This is a genomic window from Acinetobacter sp. YH12097, assembly GCF_013419225.1.
GTDB lineage: Bacteria > Pseudomonadota > Gammaproteobacteria > Pseudomonadales > Moraxellaceae > Acinetobacter > Acinetobacter amyesii.
Map to the genome: position 1 here is coordinate 17,411 of NZ_VPAN01000029.1, position 22,862 is coordinate 40,272.

Annotated in this window: 22 protein-coding genes and 2 tRNA genes; 7 read left to right on the plus strand and 17 right to left on the minus strand. The window is 42.3% G+C overall.

Annotated elements, in window-relative coordinates; all coding sequences use genetic code 11:
• Positions 1-33: 33 nt before the first annotated feature.
• From pgsA to uvrC, 3 genes are all read right to left on the minus strand, one after another.
• A complete protein-coding gene (gene pgsA, locus FTU37_RS11930; RefSeq protein ID WP_078190467.1) occupies positions 34-621 on the minus strand; it encodes a CDP-diacylglycerol--glycerol-3-phosphate 3-phosphatidyltransferase in 588 nt (195 codons plus the stop codon).
• Positions 622-725: 104 nt separating this feature from the next.
• Positions 726-1,520 (minus strand): thioesterase family protein, encoded by a 795-nt coding sequence (locus tag FTU37_RS11935; protein WP_180124397.1) that lies wholly within the window; start codon positions 1,518-1,520, stop codon positions 726-728.
• A 136-nt stretch (positions 1,521-1,656) separates the two neighbouring features.
• Positions 1,657-3,456, minus strand: a complete 1,800-nt coding sequence (gene uvrC, locus FTU37_RS11940) for an excinuclease ABC subunit UvrC (RefSeq protein WP_078193131.1) — start codon at positions 3,454-3,456, stop codon at positions 1,657-1,659.
• Positions 3,457-3,634: 178 nt separating this feature from the next.
• On the opposite strand from uvrC, the gene FTU37_RS11945 reads away from it, so the two are divergent.
• On the plus strand, positions 3,635-4,681 hold the full coding sequence (locus tag FTU37_RS11945) for an AAA family ATPase (protein ID WP_168379013.1): 1,047 nt from the start codon (positions 3,635-3,637) through the stop codon (positions 4,679-4,681).
• A 53-nt stretch (positions 4,682-4,734) separates the two neighbouring features.
• Here FTU37_RS11945 and FTU37_RS11950 read toward each other — a convergent pair whose 3' ends face one another.
• From FTU37_RS11950 to lpxO, 3 genes are all read right to left on the minus strand, one after another.
• Positions 4,735-5,148, minus strand: a complete 414-nt coding sequence (locus FTU37_RS11950) for a PH domain-containing protein (RefSeq protein WP_168379012.1) — start codon at positions 5,146-5,148, stop codon at positions 4,735-4,737.
• Between the two features lie 180 nt (positions 5,149-5,328).
• Positions 5,329-6,411, minus strand: a complete 1,083-nt coding sequence (locus tag FTU37_RS11955) for a diguanylate cyclase domain-containing protein (RefSeq protein ID WP_180124395.1) — start codon at positions 6,409-6,411, stop codon at positions 5,329-5,331.
• Positions 6,412-6,781: 370 nt separating this feature from the next.
• Positions 6,782-7,696 carry a lipid A hydroxylase LpxO gene (gene lpxO, locus FTU37_RS11960; protein WP_168379010.1) on the minus strand — a complete coding sequence of 305 codons (915 nt, stop codon included), beginning with the start codon at positions 7,694-7,696 and terminating at the stop codon, positions 6,782-6,784.
• Between the two features lie 472 nt (positions 7,697-8,168).
• Here lpxO and fadB point away from each other — a divergent pair, with 472 nt between their 5' ends.
• The 3 genes from fadB to FTU37_RS11975 all read left to right on the plus strand — a co-directional run bounded on the left by fadB (position 8,169) and on the right by FTU37_RS11975 (position 12,596).
• Entirely contained in the window at positions 8,169-10,322 is a 2,154-nt protein-coding gene (gene fadB / locus FTU37_RS11965) for a fatty acid oxidation complex subunit alpha FadB (protein WP_168379009.1), read from the plus strand.
• A gap of 12 nt (positions 10,323-10,334) precedes the next feature.
• Positions 10,335-11,507: an acetyl-CoA C-acyltransferase FadA gene (gene fadA, locus FTU37_RS11970; protein ID WP_168379008.1), complete on the plus strand. Its 1,173-nt coding sequence runs from the start codon at positions 10,335-10,337 to the stop codon at positions 11,505-11,507.
• Positions 11,508-11,876: 369 nt separating this feature from the next.
• Positions 11,877-12,596, plus strand: a complete 720-nt coding sequence (locus FTU37_RS11975) for a hypothetical protein (RefSeq protein ID WP_168379007.1) — start codon at positions 11,877-11,879, stop codon at positions 12,594-12,596.
• A 149-nt stretch (positions 12,597-12,745) separates the two neighbouring features.
• Here the strand turns inward: FTU37_RS11975 and tehB are convergent, their stop codons facing one another.
• Positions 12,746-13,618 carry an SAM-dependent methyltransferase TehB gene (gene tehB, locus FTU37_RS11980; protein ID WP_168379006.1) on the minus strand — a complete coding sequence of 291 codons (873 nt, stop codon included), beginning with the start codon at positions 13,616-13,618 and terminating at the stop codon, positions 12,746-12,748.
• 297 nt (positions 13,619-13,915) lie between these two features.
• Between tehB and FTU37_RS11985 the strand changes: the two genes are divergently transcribed.
• On the plus strand, positions 13,916-14,536 hold the full coding sequence (locus FTU37_RS11985; protein WP_168379005.1) for a hypothetical protein: 621 nt from the start codon (positions 13,916-13,918) through the stop codon (positions 14,534-14,536).
• Between the two features lie 52 nt (positions 14,537-14,588).
• Here the strand turns inward: FTU37_RS11985 and FTU37_RS11990 are convergent, their stop codons facing one another.
• From FTU37_RS11990 to FTU37_RS12035, 10 genes are all read right to left on the minus strand, one after another.
• Positions 14,589-15,950: a GGDEF domain-containing protein gene (locus FTU37_RS11990; protein ID WP_168379004.1), complete on the minus strand. Its 1,362-nt coding sequence runs from the start codon at positions 15,948-15,950 to the stop codon at positions 14,589-14,591.
• A 376-nt stretch (positions 15,951-16,326) separates the two neighbouring features.
• The gene (locus tag FTU37_RS11995; RefSeq protein WP_168379003.1) at positions 16,327-16,605 is read right to left on the minus strand and encodes a hypothetical protein; all 279 of its coding nucleotides are present in this window, start codon (positions 16,603-16,605) and stop codon (positions 16,327-16,329) included.
• 79 nt (positions 16,606-16,684) lie between these two features.
• On the minus strand, positions 16,685-17,434 hold the full coding sequence (locus FTU37_RS12000; protein WP_168379002.1) for a hypothetical protein: 750 nt from the start codon (positions 17,432-17,434) through the stop codon (positions 16,685-16,687).
• A 192-nt stretch (positions 17,435-17,626) separates the two neighbouring features.
• Positions 17,627-18,154, minus strand: a complete 528-nt coding sequence (locus FTU37_RS12005; RefSeq protein ID WP_373683023.1) for a hypothetical protein — start codon at positions 18,152-18,154, stop codon at positions 17,627-17,629.
• A 193-nt stretch (positions 18,155-18,347) separates the two neighbouring features.
• Positions 18,348-19,082: a class I SAM-dependent methyltransferase gene (locus tag FTU37_RS12010; RefSeq protein WP_168379001.1), complete on the minus strand. Its 735-nt coding sequence runs from the start codon at positions 19,080-19,082 to the stop codon at positions 18,348-18,350.
• A 104-nt stretch (positions 19,083-19,186) separates the two neighbouring features.
• Positions 19,187-19,912 carry a hypothetical protein gene (locus FTU37_RS12015; RefSeq protein ID WP_168379000.1) on the minus strand — a complete coding sequence of 242 codons (726 nt, stop codon included), beginning with the start codon at positions 19,910-19,912 and terminating at the stop codon, positions 19,187-19,189.
• Between the two features lie 30 nt (positions 19,913-19,942).
• The gene (locus tag FTU37_RS12020) at positions 19,943-20,326 is read right to left on the minus strand and encodes a hypothetical protein (protein WP_252725843.1); all 384 of its coding nucleotides are present in this window, start codon (positions 20,324-20,326) and stop codon (positions 19,943-19,945) included.
• 209 nt (positions 20,327-20,535) lie between these two features.
• A tRNA-Phe gene (locus FTU37_RS12025) sits at positions 20,536-20,611 on the minus strand.
• Between the two features lie 137 nt (positions 20,612-20,748).
• Positions 20,749-20,824 (minus strand) — tRNA-Phe (locus FTU37_RS12030).
• A gap of 207 nt (positions 20,825-21,031) precedes the next feature.
• The gene (locus tag FTU37_RS12035; protein ID WP_078190486.1) at positions 21,032-21,421 is read right to left on the minus strand and encodes a GNAT family N-acetyltransferase; all 390 of its coding nucleotides are present in this window, start codon (positions 21,419-21,421) and stop codon (positions 21,032-21,034) included.
• Positions 21,422-21,518: 97 nt separating this feature from the next.
• Here FTU37_RS12035 and hisB point away from each other — a divergent pair, with 97 nt between their 5' ends.
• Positions 21,519-22,112 carry an imidazoleglycerol-phosphate dehydratase HisB gene (gene hisB, locus FTU37_RS12040; RefSeq protein ID WP_078190487.1) on the plus strand — a complete coding sequence of 198 codons (594 nt, stop codon included), beginning with the start codon at positions 21,519-21,521 and terminating at the stop codon, positions 22,110-22,112.
• Positions 22,112-22,729: an imidazole glycerol phosphate synthase subunit HisH gene (hisH, locus tag FTU37_RS12045; RefSeq protein WP_078193147.1), complete on the plus strand. Its 618-nt coding sequence runs from the start codon at positions 22,112-22,114 to the stop codon at positions 22,727-22,729. The genes hisB and hisH overlap by 1 nt, the downstream gene beginning before the upstream one ends.
• The last annotated feature ends 133 nt before the right edge of the window (positions 22,730-22,862 follow it).

Consider the following 22,862-nt stretch of genomic DNA (forward strand, 5'->3'; position numbering starts at 1 on the left):
CCGATCACGGAGCTTTTAATAACTACCTTTAAATCAAGGTTGCTTTAAATACGGCCATGCGGCTTTTAAATAAATAAACATCGACCATAAAGTTAAAACTACGGCTGTATAGAGCAATCCATACGCCAACATTTCTAGGGGTTGCCAATTTAGCAAGAACACTGAAATCGCAATCATCTGAAATGCTGTTTTATATTTACCAACGGTTGAAACCGCAACACTGGTACGCGCGCCTAATTCAGCCATCCACTCACGCAGGGCAGACACCGTGATTTCACGTGAAATAATTACAATCGCTGCAAAGGCCATCGAAATGGTCGGTTGCCATTGCACCAAGACGATCAACGCAGTTGCGACCATCAGTTTATCTGCAACAGGATCGAGAAAACGTCCAAATGCTGAAGTCTGATTTAAACTTCTTGCAAGGTAGCCATCAAACCAGTCAGTGACAGCTGCGATCACAAAAATAGCAGTCAGCAATATATGACGTGACATGCTTGCAGCATGCTCACCCACGCCCATTGCAGGTGGCCAGTACGCCACCAACAAAAACACAGGAATTAAAGCAATTCGTGCCAATGTTAAAATATTAGGAATATTCAGGATTCGACCTGTTGTCATAGACACCCCAGTTTTCCCCTCATGCACGATGAAAATGCAAAATAATTTGAGGATTTATCCATCGTTAGTTGCACTCACTTTATACGAAATGCCCCTCAGTGTCACTAGGCAAACACCGTAACAGTCTGTCGCGCAATCGCTATCAACTGGTTATTTTCATCCCATAAATGAGCATATTCTGTAGCGTATCCATCCGCTGCATAATCGGTAAATACTTTATATTTAAACCAATTATGTAAGTTTGATTGCAAGGGATGTACATAGGTCAATGTCCACGTTAAAGAACTCGCAGGTGCCATGGTTTTGTACATAGGCAGTACACCGGGCGGCCACATATCCATCGAGACCAGTAAATCAGCTACGGTCATCTTACGGTTATCGTGGCGTTCTGGATTAAAACGCATCCAACCACTAAAGTCAGGCTTTTTGCTTGCAGTACACGGATACTGCCCATCTACCCAGGCCAAATCCATTTGCTGAAAGCACTGGGGTGCAAGTGGATGATGTTCGGCGATCTTTAAACTGCTCACTTCAGGGAAATCGGGTGCTTGACATTCCTGATTGACGGCAATAGTTGATTCACGTGGAACACCAAAGCTCGCCAATAAAATGCTTTGTACAGCATCATCTTGCCAAATTCGAACTTCGATGGTGGTGACGGATTTACCCTGTCTTAAAATTTCCGCACTTAAACGCACGGGCGCCAATTGTACTGGCCCAACAAAGGTCACATTACAACTGAGTAAACGTCGCTGCGGATCTGCAATGGTGGCAACAGCTTTGTGCATCATCATGCCAGCCACTAAGCCGCCATAGATCGTACGCCCTTGCAACCATCCTTCTGGAATCTCAACCCATTCATTGTGTTCAATATATTGATACAACTGTGCGAGTGACATCATCATCCCTGATCATATTTTTGATTTTTATATCATTGTATAAAAATTAAATGATGTGAATGATCTGTGACTCATGCGTCAATGAGCATTTTGGCAAATTCAGGATTGACGCGTCATCGATTGGGCTTAGTTCGCGCTATTCATGCAGGATTTTATAAATGGTGCGCGCCATCACATCGCCTAATCCCGGTACAAGTTTTAAATCATTTTCCGAAGCTTTGAGTACCCCCTGAATGCCACCAAAATGGGTCAACAGATCCCGACGACGTTTTGGCCCTAAGCCCGGAATCACCTCAAGTACCGATGAGCCACGCTTTTTATCTCGTTTCGCTCGATGTTTAGTAATAGCAAAGCGGTGGGCTTCATCACGAACCTGTTGAATCAAATGCAGGGCTTTATGGTCTTCGGGCAATTGGATTTTTTCACCATCGGTAAAGTGCAAGGTTTCCAGACCTGGTTTACGCCCCTCGCCTTTGGACACCCCGACCATAAAGGCATCGAGCTCGAGCTCCTGCATGACTTCCATCGCCATGTGTAATTGACCTTTACCCCCATCGATTAACAACAAATCGGGCAGCATATGCTTTTTATAGCGGCGGGTCAGCGCTTGACGCATGGCAGCATAATCATCTCCTTCGGTAATGTCATTGATGGAAAATTGGCGATAGTCGCGCTTTCTTGCGCCGCCCGCATCAAAGACCACACAAGACGCGATGGTTGCCTCGCCCATAGTGTGAGAAATATCAAAACATTCAATACTGTCAATTGGTCGCCCTACCACTTGTTCTAACTGATGAAAACGTTCATTCAATTCAAAATGATCAGCCAGTTTACCTTTAATCGCATGCTGCACATTCATTTGTGCAAGCTCTTGCCATTCGGCACGAGTTTCTCGCACTTTATGTTTGATTTGAATTTTTTTATCAAAGTGCTGATGTAGTGCATCTTCCATGTCTTTGCGATCTGGAATATCGACATTGATGATGAGTTCAGTTGGAATCTCATCTGCAACTTGAAAGTAGAAATTGGCAATGAAGTCCGAGAGCATTTGACCTAGATCATCACCCTGCATATCAGGGAAATAACTCTTTCCGCCGAGCATTTTGCCATTGCGCACATGCATGATTTGCACACAGGTCACACCGGCTTGATAAGCAATGGCAATGATATCAGCCTCACCTTTGACTTTATAAATCGCTTGCTGAGTTTGCACATCACGCAGCAGCGCCATACGATCACGATAAAACACCGCCTTTTCAAACTCGAGTGCTTCGGCCGCAGCTTCCATTTTCCCAATCAGCTCTTGATTAAGCTCTTTAGTGTCGCCTTGTAAAAACCGAATCGAGTTATTGACATCTTCTTTGTAATCTTCGGGTGAGATCAAACCCACACAAGGCGCTGAACAGCGTTTAATTTGGTATTGCAAGCATGGTCGTTTGCGCTGCGAAAAATAGCTATTTTCACACTGACGCACATTAAATAGTTTTTGCAGCACCACCAAAGTATCACGCGCGTTATAAGCACTCGGATAAGGCCCAAAAAACTTACCAGCTTGATGCTTACCTTTCCCACGTCCTGCGGCAATTCGTGGATAGGGTTTATCGGCAGAGATAAAAATATAAACATAAGACTTATCATCACGCAGCATGATGTTATACGGCGGACGATGCAACTTAATCAGGTTTTGTTCGAGCAATAGGGCTTCCGTTTCAGAACGCACCACCAAACTTTCAATATCATAAATACGGGCAACCAAAGCCTGCGTCTTGGGATGCTCAATGGTTTTCACAAAATAACTCGACACACGATTTTTTAAATTCTTTGCTTTACCCACGTACAGCAACTCACCGTCTTTACCCAGCATGCGGTAAACACCGGGTAGAGTCGTCATATTGGCAAGAATTTTTTCAATATGTTCGCGTGCGTTTTCGTTCACTTTTGCCTTGTTCCGTCTTCGATATTGCTCTTTGACATGATGTGATGCTTTTACCTACATTTTCAAGCAATCCCGCAAATTTATTGTTGCTCATAGCAATGATCTGATTGCTAAAAGCTATTAATGCAAAATTCTAAATTTGCTATGCTCAAAACATCACGCTTTAGGAACATGATGCATGACGAACGCCAATCCCGCCATCCATGTCGTACACCCGACAACTTCGACGCAGAGCACTGCTGAAAAAAACCGTTTGATGGGTAAGCCGCGTTTTCATTTTGAACCGCATGACGTTATGCAACGCTTAAAGCAACGGATCATTGGACAAGAAGCAGCATTAGACGAAATTGAAAAAATGCTGCATGTGGTCAAGGCTGATTTTTCCAGTCCTGAACGACCGCTCTCCGTAACCTTAATGCTTGGACCGACAGGTGTTGGTAAAACCGAAACTGTGCGTTTAATCAGTGAAGTGATTTATGGCCGACCTGATGCCTTTTGCCGTATTGATATGAACACGCTCGCACAGGAACATTATGCGGCTGCCATTACTGGTGCGCCTCCGGGCTATGTCGGTTCTAAAGAAGGCCATAGTTTATTTGATGAAGTTGCCATTGCAGGTAGTCATACCCGTCCGGGCATCGTGCTTTTTGATGAACTGGAAAAAGCGTCAACCGAAGTGCTTCGCGGCTTAATGAATGTGCTAGATAGCGGAAAATTAACCCTAACCTCAGGTACAAAAACCATCGACTTTCGTAATTGTATGATCTTTATGACCAGCAATGTCGGTGCACAAGCGGCACAGCAATATCTAGATAAGTTAAATTTTTTGCCCGAAAAAATACAAAAGGTTTGTCTCAAGCGCGTGCCGGTCAGCAGCATTATTGAAAAAGTCATGCAACGTAAATTCGACCCTGAATTTATTAACCGTATTGATCGTGTATTGCAATATCAACCCGTTCAAGATGATGCCTTGCCCCGTTTGGTGGAGATTGAACTGGAAAAACTTAATCAACGCCTACAACATCAAAAACGCAGTATCAAACTCACAGATGCAGCCAAAGCACATTTTTATCAGAACCATGATATTCGTTATGGCGCACGACATTTAGCACGAAAAATACGGGTTGAACTTGAACCTATTTTGGCGGTGTATTTTTTGAATCATCCCGAACAAACTAAAATACACCTAGATGCACAACTTGGACAATTGGTTATTATTAAATAATTCACTGGTCTTTAAAAGGCATGCTCACATACCTTTATTCAGCATTCTTATATTTATTGGATTGGAACACCAATCGCTTTAGCAAAAGCTTGCGGATCTTTCGGTGAAACCATGACAAATTTGGTTTTGCCATCTCGAAGATATTCAATTTTTAAACGTTTAATGGAAAGCGCAGGTGCCGCAGACAAATCCTGACTTGCACTGATGCGTTGGATATCCTGCAAAGGAATCTGCCAACGTAGAAACATGCTACGGATGTTTAATTCTGTAGCGGAAATTTGATAACGTGTATTGAATATTGGCCACCACAGCAGTAATACCGTTAAAATATACACCGCGGTATGAAGAGGATATTGTTGCATCGTGCCTTTGGCTTGCATGGTGAGTAATAATTGAATGAGTAAACCGCTCATACAAACAATAAACGCCACCACCCACCAATCTTTTTTTGAACGAAAAACTTGCATCTTATCCCCCATCAACTGCTTTTATTCTATACAAGATTTTGCAGGATGCATCTGCTATTTCAGCTTTATTTTTGCAGGAAATAAGCATACTTATCACATTATTTTCAAGAATATGGAGATCCATTTCGCTCAAGTTTCGCTAGTCATCTATTGTTATTTTTGGCGTTATTTACGCTCGGATCACGCTTCTTTCGACATAGGTTGTTCCTGCAAACGTTTATAATTCTTTTTCTCTCGATACATTTTAGCATCGGCTTGTTGTACCAAGCTCATGGCATCTACATAGCCTTGCTGATGGTCTGTTTGGCACAGCCCAATACTTAAACTTAAGCCTGCTTCCATTTCAGCCACCGCTTCTAATAAACGCGGGATAAAACTCGCTTCCACATGCTTTTCACTACATCCCGGCAAGACCAAACAAAATTCGTCTCCGCCATAACGGAAGCAATGATCATCTAAACGTGCAACCGACTTTATGGCCGCAGCAACCGTTTGTAGTACCTGATCTCCACGTGGATGACCTTGTACATCATTGATCTTTTTAAAATCATTGATATCAATAAACACTACTGTTACGGGTTCATGATTACGCTGTGCGGTATATAAAATACTGGTCAATAAGGTCAATAAATGCCGGACATTTAAGAGTCCTGTTAATGGATCGCGCTGTGAAAGTTCTTCCATTTCTTGTGCACGAAACTCTAGCGCATGCGCATACTGTTCCATTTTTTCACGGGAGATCTTCACCTCATTAATCAAACTCCACACATAGGTTTCCACCACCAATGTAGTGTCGAACATAAAGAGCTTTTCCAAGGTGTTAATAATCCGCTGATATTGTTCCGTATCATTAAAGGTACGCTGAATTAAGCGAAACAACATGGTCTTTAGGGTATGCACCGCAGAGAGATACAACTTCGGCTCTACACCTATGCGCTTATGAACCAAACCAATCCGTAAACGGTTATTCACATACGCGCTGTCATAGCGCCCAGAAAATAAATCCAATAAATATTGATGCTGCGCGCGTTGCAAACGCTTCAAGGTATCAAGATCACCAATCAAAGTGGCAATTTCTGGAATTGAGGTCTGATTTTCATAAAATTCATCGACCATACTGTCGAGGATCGGCGCCACAATTCCACCAATCGAAGCCAGTTCCGCCAGCTCTAAATCAGTCAAGCCAAGCAACTGTTTACGTCTTTCTATATCTTGCCTCGAAATATGCATTTGATGCATCAATGTTTGGTTGGTTGCTTTCATGAATCGGATCCCCTTCCCGCCAAATCCTTCCCTTCAGGCGTTTACACAGGGTTTCTATGCAGTAGGTCTGCAATGTTTCCACCGTTTTCACCTTTGGGTTTTGGCTATCATTGATGATGACGCTTTTCTTTCAGCTCAATGGTTTGGCATGGGCTTAAGTTTGGACGTCAACATCATATTCCTCGTCTGTTGGCACATTTTTTCTGGCTTATTCTGGTTCTGGCTTATTTTGGCTAACACTATTACTGCTTTTAGCTGATTTGCTCTGCATGATTATTTTTATTCTGCTTGCACGATAACTGATATTTCGCTGACTGTCAGCATAAAAAAACGCCCCTAAGGGCGCATTTTTTCAATATTTATTCTACTTTTAAAATAAATATGGGCGTACAAAAATCAGGAAGAACAGCCCCAACATCAGGAACCACTTTAAAAAGTAATACAGTGAACGATTGGTTTTTTTCAAGGCTTTGGCTTTTATACGAATTTGATAGACATAGCCAAATACTTTATTTAAACCACCCGTTTTATCACCGCTTTCATTCGGTGAACTCGCAGCAGTCATGACATTTTTACCAAACCAATGGTTAAAAGCTTCCATCCACTTTGACTTTAATGGCCGTTCAACGTCTGCAAAGAAAATAATCCGGTTCTGATCCGTTTTATTTTCAGCATAGTGAATATAGGTTTCATCAAACACCACACTCTCGCCGTCACGCCATGAGTACCGCTGACCATCGACATCAATAAAACAACGGTCATCATTCGGCGTTAGTAAGCCCAAGTGATAACGCAATGAACCGGCATAGGGATCACGATGACGGACTAAACGACTGTCAGGCGCCAACTCAGTAAACATCGCGGCTTTAATAGTGGGTAGATTTTTTAACAAGGCCGTAGTTTTTGGGCAAAGTTCAGCAGCCGAAGGATGGGCTGAGTCATACCATTTTAAATAAAAGCGTTTCCAACCTGTTTTAAAGAACGAGTTAAATCCAAGGTCATCATAAGTACTCGATGCTTTGATGCCCCCTTTTTCATACAAGGCCTTGGCTTCATCACGAATCATTTCCCAGTTTTCATCCAGCACTTTCAGGTCCTTGAAATGCTGGGTGTCGATATAAGGCTGGTTGGGAACTTTGGAAAACAGGTACATCAAAAAGTTAATCGGAGCCAGGAGGGTGGAATGGTCGAAAAACTGGCGGTAGAACGTATGACGCACCTTACCCCGATGCTGAATATATAAGGCAGATATGACAAATATCGCCAATATAAGCCACTTGATCATAAAATTACCTAAACTTTCAGGATGATATTCCTGAATCGAATTGCATATTTTAAAAGCTGGCCATTATACCAAATGTGAAAAAAGAGCAGTGTATATGTCAGACCAGCAACAAATTTATTGCTTGCCCATTCTGTTTCTCTTGTGTGTCATTGACCTTTTTGACAGGAAAAGCGCAGTTTCTTTGACTTGAAATGCCCCTGCTTCCCCCAATATAAACCCGAGCCTCGATAAAAAAATTGAGCTGAAACAAAATCTTCACGGCATAATGAAATCAGCACCTCTAAATAGACACATGAGACCTTGTCTTAGCCTGCTAAAAATAGATGACCCTTGCGTCACGGCTTGATACAACTTGTTATGTTCTTTTTAGATATAGTTATCGTAAGATTAGCGAGGCAAAAAAGTGCGCAGGATACGCGCACAAGCTTCAAAACATCAACTTAGAAGTCCTCCAAAATAAAGGAGATCAGGCATGATCCACGCTGGCAATGCCATTACCGTCCAAATGCTTTCGGACGGAATTGCAGAATTCCGCTTTGACTTACAAGGTGAGTCGGTCAACAAATTTAACCGTGCAACAATTGAAGATTTTAAAGCTGCAATTGAAGCGGTTAAGGCAAATAGCGAAGTCAAAGGTTTAATCGTTACTTCGGCTAAATCAACATTTATCGTGGGTGCTGACATCACTGAATTCGGTGACAACTTCGCACAAGGTGAAAAAGCGATTGTGGATTGGGCATTGCCTGTTCACGACATCTTCAATGCGTTTGAAGATCTAAACGTTCCTAAAGTTGCTGCAATCAATGGTATGGCATTGGGCGGCGGTTTTGAAATGTGCTTAGTGTGTGACTATCGTGTGATGTCAGAAGCTGCACAAGTTGGCCTTCCAGAAATCAAACTGGGTATCTACCCTGGTTTTGGTGGTACGGTTCGTTTAAGCCGTGTGATTGGTATCGACAATGCGGTTGAATGGATGGCAATGGCTGCGCCGAAAAAGCCTGCTGCTGCGCTCAAAGACGGTGCTGTTGATGCAGTTGTTGCTGCAGACAAACTACAAGACGCTGCAATTGACCTTGTGAAACAAGCGATTGCTGGCCGTGTAGACTGGAAAGCAAAACGCCAAGAAAAATTAGATCCTGTTAAATTGAACATGCTTGAACAAATGATGGCATTCAATACAGCGAAAGGTGCAGTTCTTGCTAAAGCAAACCCTGCACAGTACCCAGCGCCAAAACTTCTTTTAGACTCATTACAAGCAGGTGCAAGCCTTCCACGTGATGAAGCATTGAAAATCGAAGCGCAAGGTTTTGCTAAAGCGGCTGTAACTCCACAAGCAGGTGCGTTAATTGGTTTATTCCTTAACGACCAAATTGTGAAGAAAACTTCGAAGAAATATGAAAAAGGTGCGCACCCTGTCAACCAAGCCGCTGTATTAGGCGCGGGTATCATGGGTGGTGGTATTGCTTACCAAGCGGCAAGCAAAGGCACACCAATCATCATGAAAGACATTGGTAACCCACAACTTGCTTTAGGTATGAAAGAAGCAAATGGCTTACTGACCAAACAAGTTGAACGTAAGAAGATGAAACCTGCTCAAATGGGTGAAACTCTTGCTCGCATCCGTCCTACATTAAGCTATGACGAATTCAAAGAAGTGGACATCGTGATTGAGGCAGTAACAGAGAACCCGAAAGTTAAGGGTATCGTACTTGCTGAAACTGAGAAAAATGTTCGTGACAATACGATCATTGCTTCGAACACGTCAACAATTTCAATCACACGTTTGGCTGAAAACCTACAACGTCCTGAAAACTTCGTAGGTATGCACTTCTTTAACCCAGTTCACATGATGCCATTGGTAGAAGTGATCCGTGGTGAAAAGACTTCTGCGGAAGCGATTGCAACCACTGTAGTTCTTGCTCAGAAAATGGGTAAAACACCAATCGTTGTCAATGACTGTCCGGGCTTCCTTGTAAACCGCGTACTGTTCCCTTACTTCGGTGCATTTGACCTTCTACTGAAAGACGGTGCTGACTTCCAGCAAGTTGATAAAGTAATGGAAAAATTCGGCTGGCCAATGGGTCCTGCTTACCTCATCGACGTTGTGGGTATCGACACAGGCGTACACGGTGCGGAAGTAATGGCAGAAGGTTTCCCTGACCGCATGAAGCCAGACTACAAAGGCGCAACTTTAACCATGTACGAAAACAAACGTCTTGGTCAAAAGAATGACGTTGGTTTCTACAAATACGAACTTGACCGTAAAGGTAAGAAAGCCAAAGTGGTTGATCCAGTGGCTTACGAACTTGTGGCTTCTGTTGCAACTGCGGAAAAACGTGAATTTGATGCTCAAGAAATCATTGACCGTATGATGCTGACGTTCTGTAACGAAACTGTTCGTTGCCTAGAAGACAATATCGTAGCGACTGCTGCTGAAGCAGATATGGCGATGATCATGGGTGTAGGTTTCCCTCCATTCCGTGGTGGTCCATGCCGTTACATCGACCAAACAGGTGTCGCTGAATACGTAGCGCTTTGCGACAAATATGCGTATTTAGGTAAGGCTTATGAAGCGCCACAAATGTTGCGTGACATGGCTGCAAACAACAAAAAATTCTACGGTTAAGGAGCAACGTGAATGGCTACTTTAAATCCACGTGACGTTGTCATCGTTGATGGCGTACGTTCAGCAATGGGTAAAACCAAAAATGGTATGTTCCGTAACGTACGTGCTGACAGCTTATCTGCTGAATTAGTACGCGCGCTTGTTGCTCGTAACCAGTTTGATACCAATGAAGTTGAAGACGTTATCTGGGGCTGTGTAAACCAAACCCTAGAGCAAGGTATGAACATTGGTCGTAACATTGCATTGCTAGCAGACCTACCACGTACTGTTGCAGGTCAAACAGTGAACCGTCTTTGTGGTTCTTCTATGCAAGCAATCCACACAGCGGCTGCGCAAATTGCAACCAACCAAGGTGATATCTTCATCATTGGTGGTGTAGAACACATGGGTCACGTTGGCATGATGCACGGCATCGACATCAACCCTGAAGCGTCTAAGCACTATGCAAAAGCGTCTAACATGATGGGCTTAACGGCTGAAATGTTAGGTCGTATGAACGGTATTTCGCGTGAAGAACAAGATGCGTTTGGTGTTGAATCACACCGCCGTGCTTGGGCTGCAACACAAGAAGGCCGTTTCAAAAATGAAATCGTGGGCGTTGAAGGTCACGATGCAAATGGTTTCAAAATCCTGTGCGATATCGATGAAGTGATTCGTCCTGATGCAAACCTTGAAGCATTCCAATCGTTACGTCCAGTATTCGATCCGAAAGGCGGTACGGTAACTGCTGCAACATCTTCAGCTTTGTCTGACGGTGCTTCTGCAATGTTGCTGATGTCTGCTGAACGTGCTCAAGCTTTAGGTCTTAAGCCACGTGCTGTGATTCGCTCTATGGCAGTTGCAGGCTGTGATGCTGCGATCATGGGTTATGGTCCTGTACCAGCAACTCAAAAAGCGCTTAAACGTGCTGGCTTGTCTATCGCAGACATCCAAACGTTTGAATTGAACGAAGCGTTCGCTGCGCAAGGTTTGTCTGTTCTTAAAGGCTTAGGCATTTATGACCAACAAGACCGTGTGAACTTGAACGGTGGTGCGATTGCATTGGGTCACCCATTGGGTTGTTCTGGTGCGCGTATCACAACGACTTTGCTGAACGTGATGGAACAGCAAGATACACAAATCGGTCTTGCGACGATGTGTATCGGTCTTGGTCAAGGTATCGCGACTATTATCGAACGTGTTTAATTTTTAATTAAATACTGAGATAAAAGAAACCCCGTTTAGTGCGGGGTTTTTTATTTGTTAACTAAACTCGCATGAATAATACTAGAAGCCCCTTCTCCCTCTGGGGTGAGCAGCATGCACCACAAGAGGATGAGGGGAAATTTTTCATATAAATCCTATCCCTGAGCGGTATTCTGCGCAAGTCTCCTTAAAAGGAGAGGGAAATTTCATAGTGCAATAAATTTTGTTCAAAAATCTTCAACAAAAAACCGTGCTAAACAAACCGTAAAAACGCCTCAGCATATTTTTAAAGTTAATACGTTAATTCTCGATTTTCAGCGATTTTTGAATTATGGTAAGGCCTGAACCAAAACTTAAATATGCATAATAATGATAAATAAACGACTTCACTACCTCTTAAAGATGAGCTGCCTAAGCACTTTTATTTTTCTTACAGCTTGCGTTACAAATAATCAAATCGGTGAACTCTCCCGTGATCTGTTTCAAAAATACGAAACAAAATATGCATGGAGAACAATCCTTGAAGATGATGTGATCGCATTTGGCAAACCCGCTAAAGCAATACCCAATGAACCAATCGATAGCATCGTAGTCGCAGGCAATAAATACAGCTATGTGATTAATAAAGGCGGTGCTGATTTTATTCAACTGATTAGCCAACTCAATCCACAATATATTCGTCTCCATCGAGAACTTGACTTTAATTCTCCGAGCCCGAACAGCACTAAATTTAGCGGAAGCTTTAAATTTTATTATGCGCCTCCCAATGGAACACTAAGTCCTACGGAAAGGGCATTATTCAACCAATATGGCGTAGCACCATGTGATTGTTCAAAGGCAGAACAGCAAGATCATCTCTTTAACTTAGAAATTGCAGGTACGGTTTACCCAAAAGTTGCGAATGCCGCAGATTTAAAGCCCTTAAGCCATCCCTATAAGATCCGTATCCAGCATTACGAAGACCAAAGTGGCTATGTCAAAAAGTCAGGGCAGGAAAAATTGGCAGAATTACCACTATTGCCTTTAACACTCACAATCGACATCATTCAATTGCCTTTAAAAGCTTTAGGCTTTATTTATCAGCCTTAAATCAGAGTATGATCATATTCAATTGGTTGAATTTTCTAAGTACACATACACCCTGACTAGCTCAAAAATGGTTCCCTTTTTCCAATTTAAGTAAAGTAAGTGTTGAGTTGATCACCAATCCTTCAACTCAACATCCTACAATTCTTGGCTTAAATTTTCTGCGCCAACAACGTCGCAAAATGCTGTTGAATCCGCTGCCCTTCAGCATCCACCCGATGCAGCTCACCGACATTTTCATTGTATTTCACAATATTCCAGCCTTCATACAACGCACTTAACTCTCCTGCTTTAAAGCTAAATGGAAAGTCAGGCTGCGCAGGTAAATCAGGTGTATCCATAGCGCAAACTATCAGGTTATAGCCATTTACACTTGTCGCTTGCTGCATCTGCTGAATCAGTGGCTTCACTGTCTTGGCCTCTAAAAACATCATCACCACGGTACAGCAAATAAAGTCGTATGTACCTGTAATGCTTGGGTCAGCGTTTAGATCACGCTGCTGCACATGAATATTTTCAATGCCTTCCGCAGCGATCACCTCTTGCAGCTTGTGCAAACTGTGTGGATTGACATCCCAAGCATCCACCTCAAAGCGCTGCTCAGACAGCTGACTTAAGTACAGCGAATTACGCCCCTGCCCACAGCCGACATCCAAAGCACGACCACCTTGCAAATATGGTGTTGCTGCCAAAATTTCTGAATGTGTTGGACTGAGCTGATACTTCTTATAAAAATAGTCCTGTGCTAAGCAATAAAAACTCAACTGACATTGCACATCGTCACTCGCAGACACAATCTTGTGCCACGCCTGCGGTTCGATAAACGGCGGTGGCTGATCTGGGCTAAATACATGCGTGGAAAGGATATTTCCAGACGCATCTAACATGGCAAAGTTCACTTCACCTTGCAGTACGGTGAGTTTTGCCCAAGTGCCTGCTTTGGTATTGTGCTGTTGTTTAAAACCTTGTGGAATCGACTGCTGCGTCCACACAGGGAGCTGTTTATAACAAATAAGCTGCTGCATCTGACGTTATCCCTCATGCGACATTATTTTTATGCCATACCAATGGCGGAAATGTATATTCACCATAACGGCTTTAATAGTGATTTTAAATCAGCTTTGAATTGAAAATTTCGAATGCTGTGCAATACTCACTGTTCTTGTTTGTTTTTCTGCGTAACTCCATGTTATCCGTTTGTAACATTGGTGGAATATTCACACAATCAAATCCCTCACTCTGTGCCGTGTAACCTAAGCGCTGTTGATAAGGCATAAAATTTACAATGCCTTATTTTAACTAAGTTTTATAGAGTGATGACTATGAACGCGATCAAAACTACTTTAGCTGTTGCTTTAGTTGCTGCTACAACTTCTGCTATGGCAACTACTGCTGTAGAACAAAAACCTGCGACTGCTGTTGAAGTTGTAAAAGCTCAAGCTGCACAAGCGAAAACTGCAACTGTAGCTGCTGCTCAAGCAACTAAAGATGCTGCTAAAACTCAAGTGGCTGTTGCAGAAAAAGCGACTCAAACTAAAACTTTAACAGTGAAAGAAACCACTAAAGCAAAAACTGCTGACATGAAAAAAGCAGTTGTAGAAAAAGCAGCAGCAACTAAAGAAACTGCAGTTGCAGCAAAAGATGCAACTGTAGAAAAAACTGTAGCGGCTAAAGACGCTGTTGTTGCAAACACTGTTGCAGCAAAAGACGCGACTGTAGCAAAAACTGTAGCAACTAAAGATGCTGTCGTTGCAAAAACTGTTGAAGCAAAAGATGCAGCTGTAGAAAAAGCAACTGATGCAAAAGAAGCTGTTGAAACTAAAACTGAAGAAGTAAAAGCTGAAGCGAAAAAAGACTGCGCTAAAAAATGTGCAGAGAAAAAAGCTGAAGCAGCAAAAGCTGAGAAAAAAGGTTTCTTTTCTTGGTTCAAAAAAGCAGCTTAATCATTGATTAAATGCTAAAAAAGATGCCTTCACGGCATCTTTTTTTGCCTATTTAGACTGCAATACTGCTTTCTGCTAACGGAATAATCTTTTGATAAACAAACTGATTTTTCCCTTGTGATTTCGCCTGATATAGGCAGGCATCGACATGCTGTAGAGTCGTGGAGTAATTAGACAAACTCAACTGTTGAAACTCGGCCAAGCCCATACTAAAGCTGACATCTAGCCTTAATTGATCTTTTCGAAACGGTACATGTTCGCAGCGTTCCAAAATTGTTTCACACAACATTTTACCCTGCTCCAAATCGGCACCTTCGAGCAAAATTAAAAATTCTTCACCGCCCCAGCGACTGATAAAACTCGCGCGTGGACTACAATTTTTTAAGATTTTTGCCAAATGCACCAAAACACTGTCCCCCATTTGGTGTCCATATTGGTCATTAATTTTTTTAAAATTATCGACATCGAGCAAAATGACACAGCCTTTATCAACCGCACCCTCTATAAATATTTGTTCTTTAAAGACATGGCGATTTTTCAGTCCCGTCAACTCATCGCAAAAACTTACACGTTGCAAAGCCAAATATAGACGTTTATTTCGTGCATACAGCTCACAAATAAACAGAAAAATGATCAAATAAATACCCAATGCCAAACGATAAGAACTGATCCGCGAGAGCATATGTACCTGTGCATCCGACCAATATTCCCCAGCCAATGGCATGGCACCATACCAGCCACAGATCAGCGTCATTAAGCCAATCAGCCAGCAAAAGGTTTTGAAGTCATATTTGATCGCGTAGTAACACATCAATAAAGGCAAGACCATGCAAGCATAGAAGATCTGATCATTTGAGATCACATATTGGACGGCCAGTGCCACGATCAGATAGCCATAATCCACCCACGGCACATTCATCCAGCGCTGAACACCAAACAGTAAACACACCACAGCCAAACTTGTTGCAAATTGCTCTAGAAAATAATCAACAAAGGCAAAGTATTGGTTGTCCATCTGAAAGCACGCCACAAACAAGAGACTGCCTGCAAAAGCACTCACGATACTCGGAACAGCTAACATTAGGGTTCGCTTAAAGCGGCGTTTTTTTAAATGGCTCAGCGCTAAATAGGCTTTAATAAATACCCAAATCTGAAATGCCGAAATCGCACACAGGAGAAATTTATCTTCTAAGATTTTGGCAGGATCGACCATCAGCGAAGCCACAAAGATCGCACTAAAAGCATAAAGCACGATCAGTAAATCGTGACTTAAATGCTTTCGCATTAAAACCATGCCATAGGCAGCGAATGCATTTACCACCCAAACAGGGCTAATGAATAATTCATAGGTATAGCCTATCGACACCAATGAAACCGCACATATGGCAAGCCATAGCAGTATTAATTTTTTCATACGCTAAAAAAATCGTCTCTAAAAATGGCGATAAACCTTTCATTCAAAGCCAATCGGTCTAAGGTTAGAATTTTTGCAAGTTCAATACAGCTCAGCTTCTTATGAGTTATGGGCTGCTGGCTAAAAAGTTATGTTTAAATTTTCGGCGTATTTTAAGTGATTTAAGTCACACTATTGGTTGATAGTTGTATTAAATTTGCAAATCCAATGCCTCAGGACAATTTTAGGGCTCACGTTTTCTGCGCCATTCATACTAGCTCAGACCACGCTCCCCCCAATTAAGTTCGCTAGCAACAAAAAAGCCATCCGCTAAAGGATGGCTTTGAATTGCATAACATATCTCGAAGCTGTGCTGAATAATTTGAATGAAAAGGACTTATTTTAATATTTGTAATTGTTCCATCAACCAAGCCATGTATTTATCTTGATCCATAAAGTCAGGCGCCGTGCATGTATCCAAACTATAAAATTGTTGATTAAATTCAATCACAATCTGTTCAGTCAGATGCCAATCTTCAATCATGCGAAAATACTGACTGAAGAAAAAACGGTTCTTGCCCCAATTGTTTAAACTTTCCAAACGTGGATATTGGCGGTTCGCGATAAAGTCGATATAGACCTGCTGAATATCATCAAAAATCTGAATAGCTCGCATGAGCATGGACCTCTATATGATGTAAAACCTTGCTATAAGCCACTTTATCGCGCAATTTTGAAAGAGAGATGACAGTCAGTTAAAGCTTTTGTTTCAACTCTGAACGGTTCTTTTGGCGGATCTCATCCATTTGTGCATTGAGCGCTAACATCTCTGTATAAAGCTGATTAAACTGCTTTAAAGGCGCATCTTCATAGAACATAAATAATTTATTTTTCTTTTCCCATTTATTGGCTTTCAGCACAGCAAAGATCTCATCAGCCTTCGCCAAGCTTTGCTTTTCTAACTCAAATAAAGCATGCGACTCATCACTATCACGACTGTCTCTTAAACTCTGCGCAATTTGCTGACGAAACACCTGTTTGACCGCCAACTGTTTGGCCTGCGCTAAACCATTTTCCTCTTGCTGTGTGGTTTTTTGTTCATAAGCATCGACCACTGCATGCACCTGCTGCAGCATTTGCTCAGTCTCTTGATATTGGTTTTTTTTATCTTTTAATAAGCGATCGATATCGAGAAATTTATCCCAATTCAGTGCTTTAAGATCACGAATATATTGATTCCGCGCTTCTGCACGCTGCACCATTTGGCTCAAAATAAAATCCGCCATGATCTTATAATCACCCGTTAATCGTGCATCTGTTACATTGAGTTGTATCGGTTCTTCCCAGTGCTGAGCTTGCTGAAAGATTTGCTCAGTTTTTTCACGTAAAACCGTTTCATAGGTCGAGAGTTGGGCAGCTTCTTTTTGCTGCACTGAATATTGATAAAACATCCAACCAAACACCAATACCGTGGCACTGGCCAAGACAACAAAGATACGCGGCATAATGAGCTCCGAACCCTCTTTTATTCAGTTTAACGAAAAGTTTGAAGATTGACGATAAAATAGCCATGTTTTTTAGCGATGCTATTTAACTTCATCAATGTAGAAAGACCTAAATTACGCATGCCATCAAAACGAAAATTCATGGATAAAGCATGAATTTTCGCATTCAATTTGCTGTAGAGGTGTATTCGATTATGGGGTCTTGATCGGATTGGTATTTAACTGACGGTCGATGTTTCCGAGATTGATTTGCTCACGACTGATTTGCACATTGGTCGCATTACGGTCAATCCCAAAGGGTTGCAACATAATATATAAACCATTGCGTGGGTCAGAAGACTGCAAACCTGCGGCAATATTTAAAACATGCTGTTGCATCAAAGGCGATAAATTCGACATATCTGGCACTGCTGTGGCAGGTAAGATATCAATATTTGACACGATTGTTGCATCGACACCTTTGTTTTGAGTATCACGCTCAAGTTGCATCACCCGTTGCTGTAAGGCTTTACGGCGATCCACCTGCTCTTGATACTCAACAATGCCCGTCTCTGCACGCATTTCACGCTCTGCCATAATGGTTAAAGCAGGCATCTGAATAGCTTGTTGTTCGGTTTCATCAGCTTTTGTAGTGGCTTTTTCCGCAGCCAATGTACTCATAGCCGTCATTGCTGCACTAACAAAAACCAAAACGGAAACAGATTTAGGGAGATTCATCATGTTCATTCCGAGAGATTTAAAAATAGAAAATTGAAAAAATTTACACTGGTATTATTGTACAACAATTAATCAACTCACTAGATTTAAGCCCGACAAACGGCAGGAGAGCACAGCTTATTTAAACCTCACGTTGCTCATTCTGGACTTGAGATATCATCCTTTACCTATCTGCATTACCACTGCTTTTTCTTTTTTATACGGTCCCGATTCTTAACAGCACAGGAAATGACAAAGCAAACTCTTGCTGCGGATGTCGGCTAAAGAAATCCTGCAAAGCTGCACACGGCTGAAGTGTCGGATGCCGCTGTTGATAGTGTTTAAGCCCAGACCACGTTTGCAAATAGTCCAAAATTTGCTGTGCACTCCACCTGTAATTTAAAAACAGCTGAGGGACTGCTAACTCCTGAAATGGAAACGGAATACTACGATATTCTTCGTCGATGTAACGACGTTCAGCATCCCAATAGCCTTTTAACGTGACAAAATACAGATCCTGTAAGAGTTGGCTTAATTCCGCGTGTTCAAATTGAATTAGACCATAGCCCACAATGGCGATGTGACCTTGAGGTTTTAATACGCGTCGTACTTCTGCATAAAAGGCAGCAAAATCGAACCAATGAATCGCTTGCGCGACTGTAATTAAATCCGCTGAATGGTCTGCAAGCGGACAATGTTCGGCGCTGGCTTGCTCATAACGCACATTGTCTAAATTGGGTGCTTGTGCCAATTGCTCTGCACTCAGATCTGTCGCTAAAATCTGTTGAAAATAGGGCGCCAAACCTTTGGTAAATTGACCTGAACCTGCACCACAGTCCCATGCCAATTCACGCACGGCAACATGCTGCAAAATGCTATCAACGACTTCAGCAGAATAACTTGGACGTGCTTGTTGATACAGCACACTCCCTGTAGAGAAAAGGTCTCTCATTGTAGAAATTCATTGGTTATTTTTTATCAGTTTAATCGAATTTTAGGGGTAGGAACTAGCACTTAAGTCATAGCTTCAGCGATAAAATTTGAGCTTCAAAATATTTACTCAATCACATGCTGTATATAAAAACTGGTCTGCGCAATCGGGCTTAATTGATCATTCATTTGATAATATTTCACATCATAATGACCAGTTTTCCATCCAGTCATAGGATAGAAACTCACCCAGTTTTGTTGCTGTTGCTCACTAACTTTGCGTGGTGTAAAGAGCAGCACTTCACCGCTATCACGATGCGTCAAACGCACCATGACTTGCATATTGTTTGGAACTTTACCCATGGTATCAAAATGTGCATACAACGGCTGTGTGACATAGATTTCACGAGGTAAAACTTGATCTACATCTGTCTGTGATTGATCAGTCACATACGCTTGCCCTGCCAATCGCTGATGCGGATCATTTTTGGCTTGTAGAAATTCGTCTAACATCTGCTGCGCAAACTGCTGCTTATTTTGAATCCCTGCAAAACTGTAATTGGGAAATGCCTGCTGTAAATATTGCCCCAATTGTTGATCTGAAGTCTGCTGAATAATGCTCTTTAGCTGAAGATGTTGGCCTTTGAGTTGTTGCTGTATATCTTTAGAATGAGGCTGATCCGAGGTATCTCGATCTAAAGCCAAGCGTGCCACAGGATTACTCGTCGCCAAAGAGACAAGCGAGTGCTCAGGTGGCGGCGACGTCAAGCTTGGTTGGTCATTCCACGATGCCGCAATATAGCCCAGTGCAAAACAGAGCAGTCCAAGCGCCGCATATTGAAGTCGCTTCAACGGTCACTCCACGAACCTATGTTCATTTGATTAAAAGCCACAGCGGAGCACTTCTGTACCGACAATATACTCACCAGAGCTCATCGTCGTACCCGTATTAATCACCTGATTTAAGCTAAAGTTAGATCCAACTTTTAATTTAAGCAGACCATTATCACATGCTGCAGTTATTCTGCTGCCCGATTTCATATTGGATACACAGCCCGTTTTGGTCACGGCATAAATTGTTTGCCCTGCGGAAATACTGGTGCTGCATGATGCTGTGATTATTTTATCGAGCGATGATTCACAAGAAGAACAATTGCCATTATCACAAAGCGCTGCTGCATTTTCACTTTTACATTCATAGGTCACACCATTTTTAATAATGGTTTTAGAATAGGAAGAATCGACATTACTGCCGCCCCCCGCCACCACATGCGCTCAACAAGGCACTCATGCCGATCAAAACAGGAAATAATATTTTTTTCATAACCTTAACCCTTATTTTTTAATAATTTTCTTATAGCCATTGGGCTCATCATCTGGCATCGATTGTATCAGTTAAACTGTGCGAAATATCAACAACTAAAAAACAGCAGACGAAAAAAAACCTCAAACAATGGTTTGAGGTTTTTTGAATATGGTGGCGAGACCCAGGATCGAACTGGGGACACACGGATTTTCAATCCGTTGCTCTACCTACTGAGCTATCACGCCGATGCGGTGTATTAAGCCGTATCTTAGTTAATTAGTCAATCATATTTATAAAAATATTTTTTGTATGCATATTTTTTAGACAAAAAAAATCCCTGATGGGATCAGGGATTGATAAACTGAAAAATCAGTTTTGAATATGGTGGCGAGACCCAGGATCGAACTGGGGACACACGGATTTTCAATCCGTTGCTCTACCTACTGAGCTATCACGCCGATGGGGCGTATTAAACAATTTCAGTCTCATGGCGTCAAGCATCCGTTGCGCTTTTTTGTGCAAATGTTTATTTTTAAATCAATATTTCACACTATTTGCTTATTTTTTGAGTGATTTCAAATTTCCACAGCTGAAATTACAGTGACGAAACTGTATTTATCCAACAAAAAAGCAGCTCAATGGCTGCTTTATTATTGGAGGGCAGGTTATTCAGCCGCAGTAATTTTTCCAATGTGTGCCAAACAGCGGTGGATCGCGCCACAACCTGGTTCAAAAGTTTTCACCCCTTTTTCTTCTTCCATACGGGTGGCCTCACTGACCAAGCGCTCTGCAACACCACGCCCACGATTTGCAGGGTGTACCACAATATATTCAAGGGTTTTGCTTTCACCTTGGCCTGTACACCAAATCGCACCAATCAATTTTGTATTAAATTCTGCAGTATAAACTAAGGTATACTGAGCTAAGTTCTGCTCAAGTTGTTCAATCGCATCGGAACCGTCGCTAAACTCAGGGCTGGTGTCATACAGTCGCTCAAGCTGGCTGCGCACTTCATCATTTTCTAAAGAAGTATAGGCATGTACGGTAATAGGCATTGATAAACCCTCCTGAGCAATCTAATATGCGGTGACTTTTCGTCACAGCGAAAATATTTTTACATCAATCATTTTGACGTATTTGAGGAACGTGTCTATGACAGATCGTATCAGTGAAGTGGTAAGAAACACCAACGAAACCAAAATTCGAGTTCGTGTGAATCTTGATGGTACTGGTCAAGGCACTTTAAACACTGGTGTTCCATTTTTAGATCATATGATTGATCAAATCAAGCGACATGGTCTGTTTGATATTGATATTCATTGTGATGGCGATCTTGAAATTGACGATCATCATACCGTAGAAGACTGTGGGATTACACTGGGCCAAGCCTTTGCTCAAGCACTGGGCAATAAAAAAGGCTTACGTCGCTACGGTCACTTCTATGCGCCACTTGATGAATCACTGAGTCGTGTTGTGGTTGATTTATCTGGCCGTCCGGGTCTTTGGATGGATATTCCATTCACTCGCGCACGCATCGGGACTTTTGATGTGGATCTTTTCTCTGAATTTTTCCAAGGTTTTGTGAACCATGCGTTAATGACGCTGCACATCGACAACCTAAAAGGCAAAAACAGCCACCACCAAATTGAAAGCGTATTTAAAGCCTTTGCCCGTGCATTACGTATGGCGTGTGAAGTTGACCCGCGTGCCGAAAATACTGTTGCGTCTACCAAAGGAACATTGTAATGACCCGTATTGCCCTTCTTGACTATGGCATGGGAAATCTTCACTCAGCAGCAAAAGCCCTCGAACACGTGGGTGCAACTGTTGATGTCACCAATGATCCTAAGCTGATTGCACAAGCAGATAAAATTGTGTTCCCCGGTGTGGGAGCAATGCGTGACTGTATGCAAGGCATGCATGATGCAGGCATTGATGAAGTGGTCCGTAAAGCGGCATTTAATAAACCTGTGCTTGCGATCTGTGTCGGTATGCAAGCCCTAATGCAGCATTCCGAAGAAAATGGCGGTGCAGATGCATTGGGTATTTTTGAAGGTTCGGTTAAACGCTTCCCTGATGTAGAGGGATTAAAAGTGCCGCACATGGGCTGGAACCAAGTGCATCAGGCAGACCCTAGCCATCCGATGTGGAAAAACATTGAGCAAGATGCACGTTTCTATTTCGTACATAGCTTCTATGTAGAGCCGCAAGATTCAAGCATTGTCGCTGCTACCTGTGACTATGGTTTGGAATTTTGTACCGCAATTCACAAGGAAAACTTGTTTGCGACACAATTTCACCCAGAAAAAAGTCATACAGCCGGTCTGCAATTGCTGAAAAACTTTGTGGAATGGGATATTTAAAATTCCTGTCTTGTCCTGAAATAGATTGACAGTATTCCACTTCAAACCGAGTTAAGCAATTAGCTCGGTTTTAGTTTGCTCATACGTCTGATTCGGGGTGTTCATATTTAAACTTAAATGTGGTCTATAGCAA

What these genes read in the sequence shown, in the direction of transcription:
- pgsA (WP_078190467.1), bottom strand. Translation starts at nt 621, where the DNA reads ATGACAACAGGTCGAATCCTGAATATTCCTAATATTTTAACATTGGCA.
- FTU37_RS11935 (WP_180124397.1), bottom strand. Translation starts at nt 1,520, where the DNA reads ATGTCACTCGCACAGTTGTATCAATATATTGAACACAATGAATGGGTT.
- FTU37_RS11945 (WP_168379013.1), top strand. Translation starts at nt 3,635, where the DNA reads ATGACGAACGCCAATCCCGCCATCCATGTCGTACACCCGACAACTTCG.
- FTU37_RS11950 (WP_168379012.1), bottom strand. Translation starts at nt 5,148, where the DNA reads ATGCAAGTTTTTCGTTCAAAAAAAGATTGGTGGGTGGTGGCGTTTATT.
- FTU37_RS11955 (WP_180124395.1), bottom strand. Translation starts at nt 6,411, where the DNA reads ATGAAAGCAACCAACCAAACATTGATGCATCAAATGCATATTTCGAGG.
- lpxO (WP_168379010.1), bottom strand. Translation starts at nt 7,696, where the DNA reads ATGATCAAGTGGCTTATATTGGCGATATTTGTCATATCTGCCTTATAT.
- fadB (WP_168379009.1), top strand. Translation starts at nt 8,169, where the DNA reads ATGATCCACGCTGGCAATGCCATTACCGTCCAAATGCTTTCGGACGGA.
- fadA (WP_168379008.1), top strand. Translation starts at nt 10,335, where the DNA reads ATGGCTACTTTAAATCCACGTGACGTTGTCATCGTTGATGGCGTACGT.
- FTU37_RS11975 (WP_168379007.1), top strand. Translation starts at nt 11,877, where the DNA reads ATGATAAATAAACGACTTCACTACCTCTTAAAGATGAGCTGCCTAAGC.
- tehB (WP_168379006.1), bottom strand. Translation starts at nt 13,618, where the DNA reads ATGCAGCAGCTTATTTGTTATAAACAGCTCCCTGTGTGGACGCAGCAG.
- FTU37_RS11985 (WP_168379005.1), top strand. Translation starts at nt 13,916, where the DNA reads ATGAACGCGATCAAAACTACTTTAGCTGTTGCTTTAGTTGCTGCTACA.
- FTU37_RS11990 (WP_168379004.1), bottom strand. Translation starts at nt 15,950, where the DNA reads ATGAAAAAATTAATACTGCTATGGCTTGCCATATGTGCGGTTTCATTG.
- FTU37_RS11995 (WP_168379003.1), bottom strand. Translation starts at nt 16,605, where the DNA reads ATGCGAGCTATTCAGATTTTTGATGATATTCAGCAGGTCTATATCGAC.
- FTU37_RS12000 (WP_168379002.1), bottom strand. Translation starts at nt 17,434, where the DNA reads ATGCCGCGTATCTTTGTTGTCTTGGCCAGTGCCACGGTATTGGTGTTT.
- FTU37_RS12005 (WP_373683023.1), bottom strand. Translation starts at nt 18,154, where the DNA reads ATGATGAATCTCCCTAAATCTGTTTCCGTTTTGGTTTTTGTTAGTGCA.
- FTU37_RS12010 (WP_168379001.1), bottom strand. Translation starts at nt 19,082, where the DNA reads ATGAGAGACCTTTTCTCTACAGGGAGTGTGCTGTATCAACAAGCACGT.
- FTU37_RS12035 (WP_078190486.1), bottom strand. Translation starts at nt 21,421, where the DNA reads ATGCCTATTACCGTACATGCCTATACTTCTTTAGAAAATGATGAAGTG.
- hisB (WP_078190487.1), top strand. Translation starts at nt 21,519, where the DNA reads ATGACAGATCGTATCAGTGAAGTGGTAAGAAACACCAACGAAACCAAA.
- hisH (WP_078193147.1), top strand. Translation starts at nt 22,112, where the DNA reads ATGACCCGTATTGCCCTTCTTGACTATGGCATGGGAAATCTTCACTCA.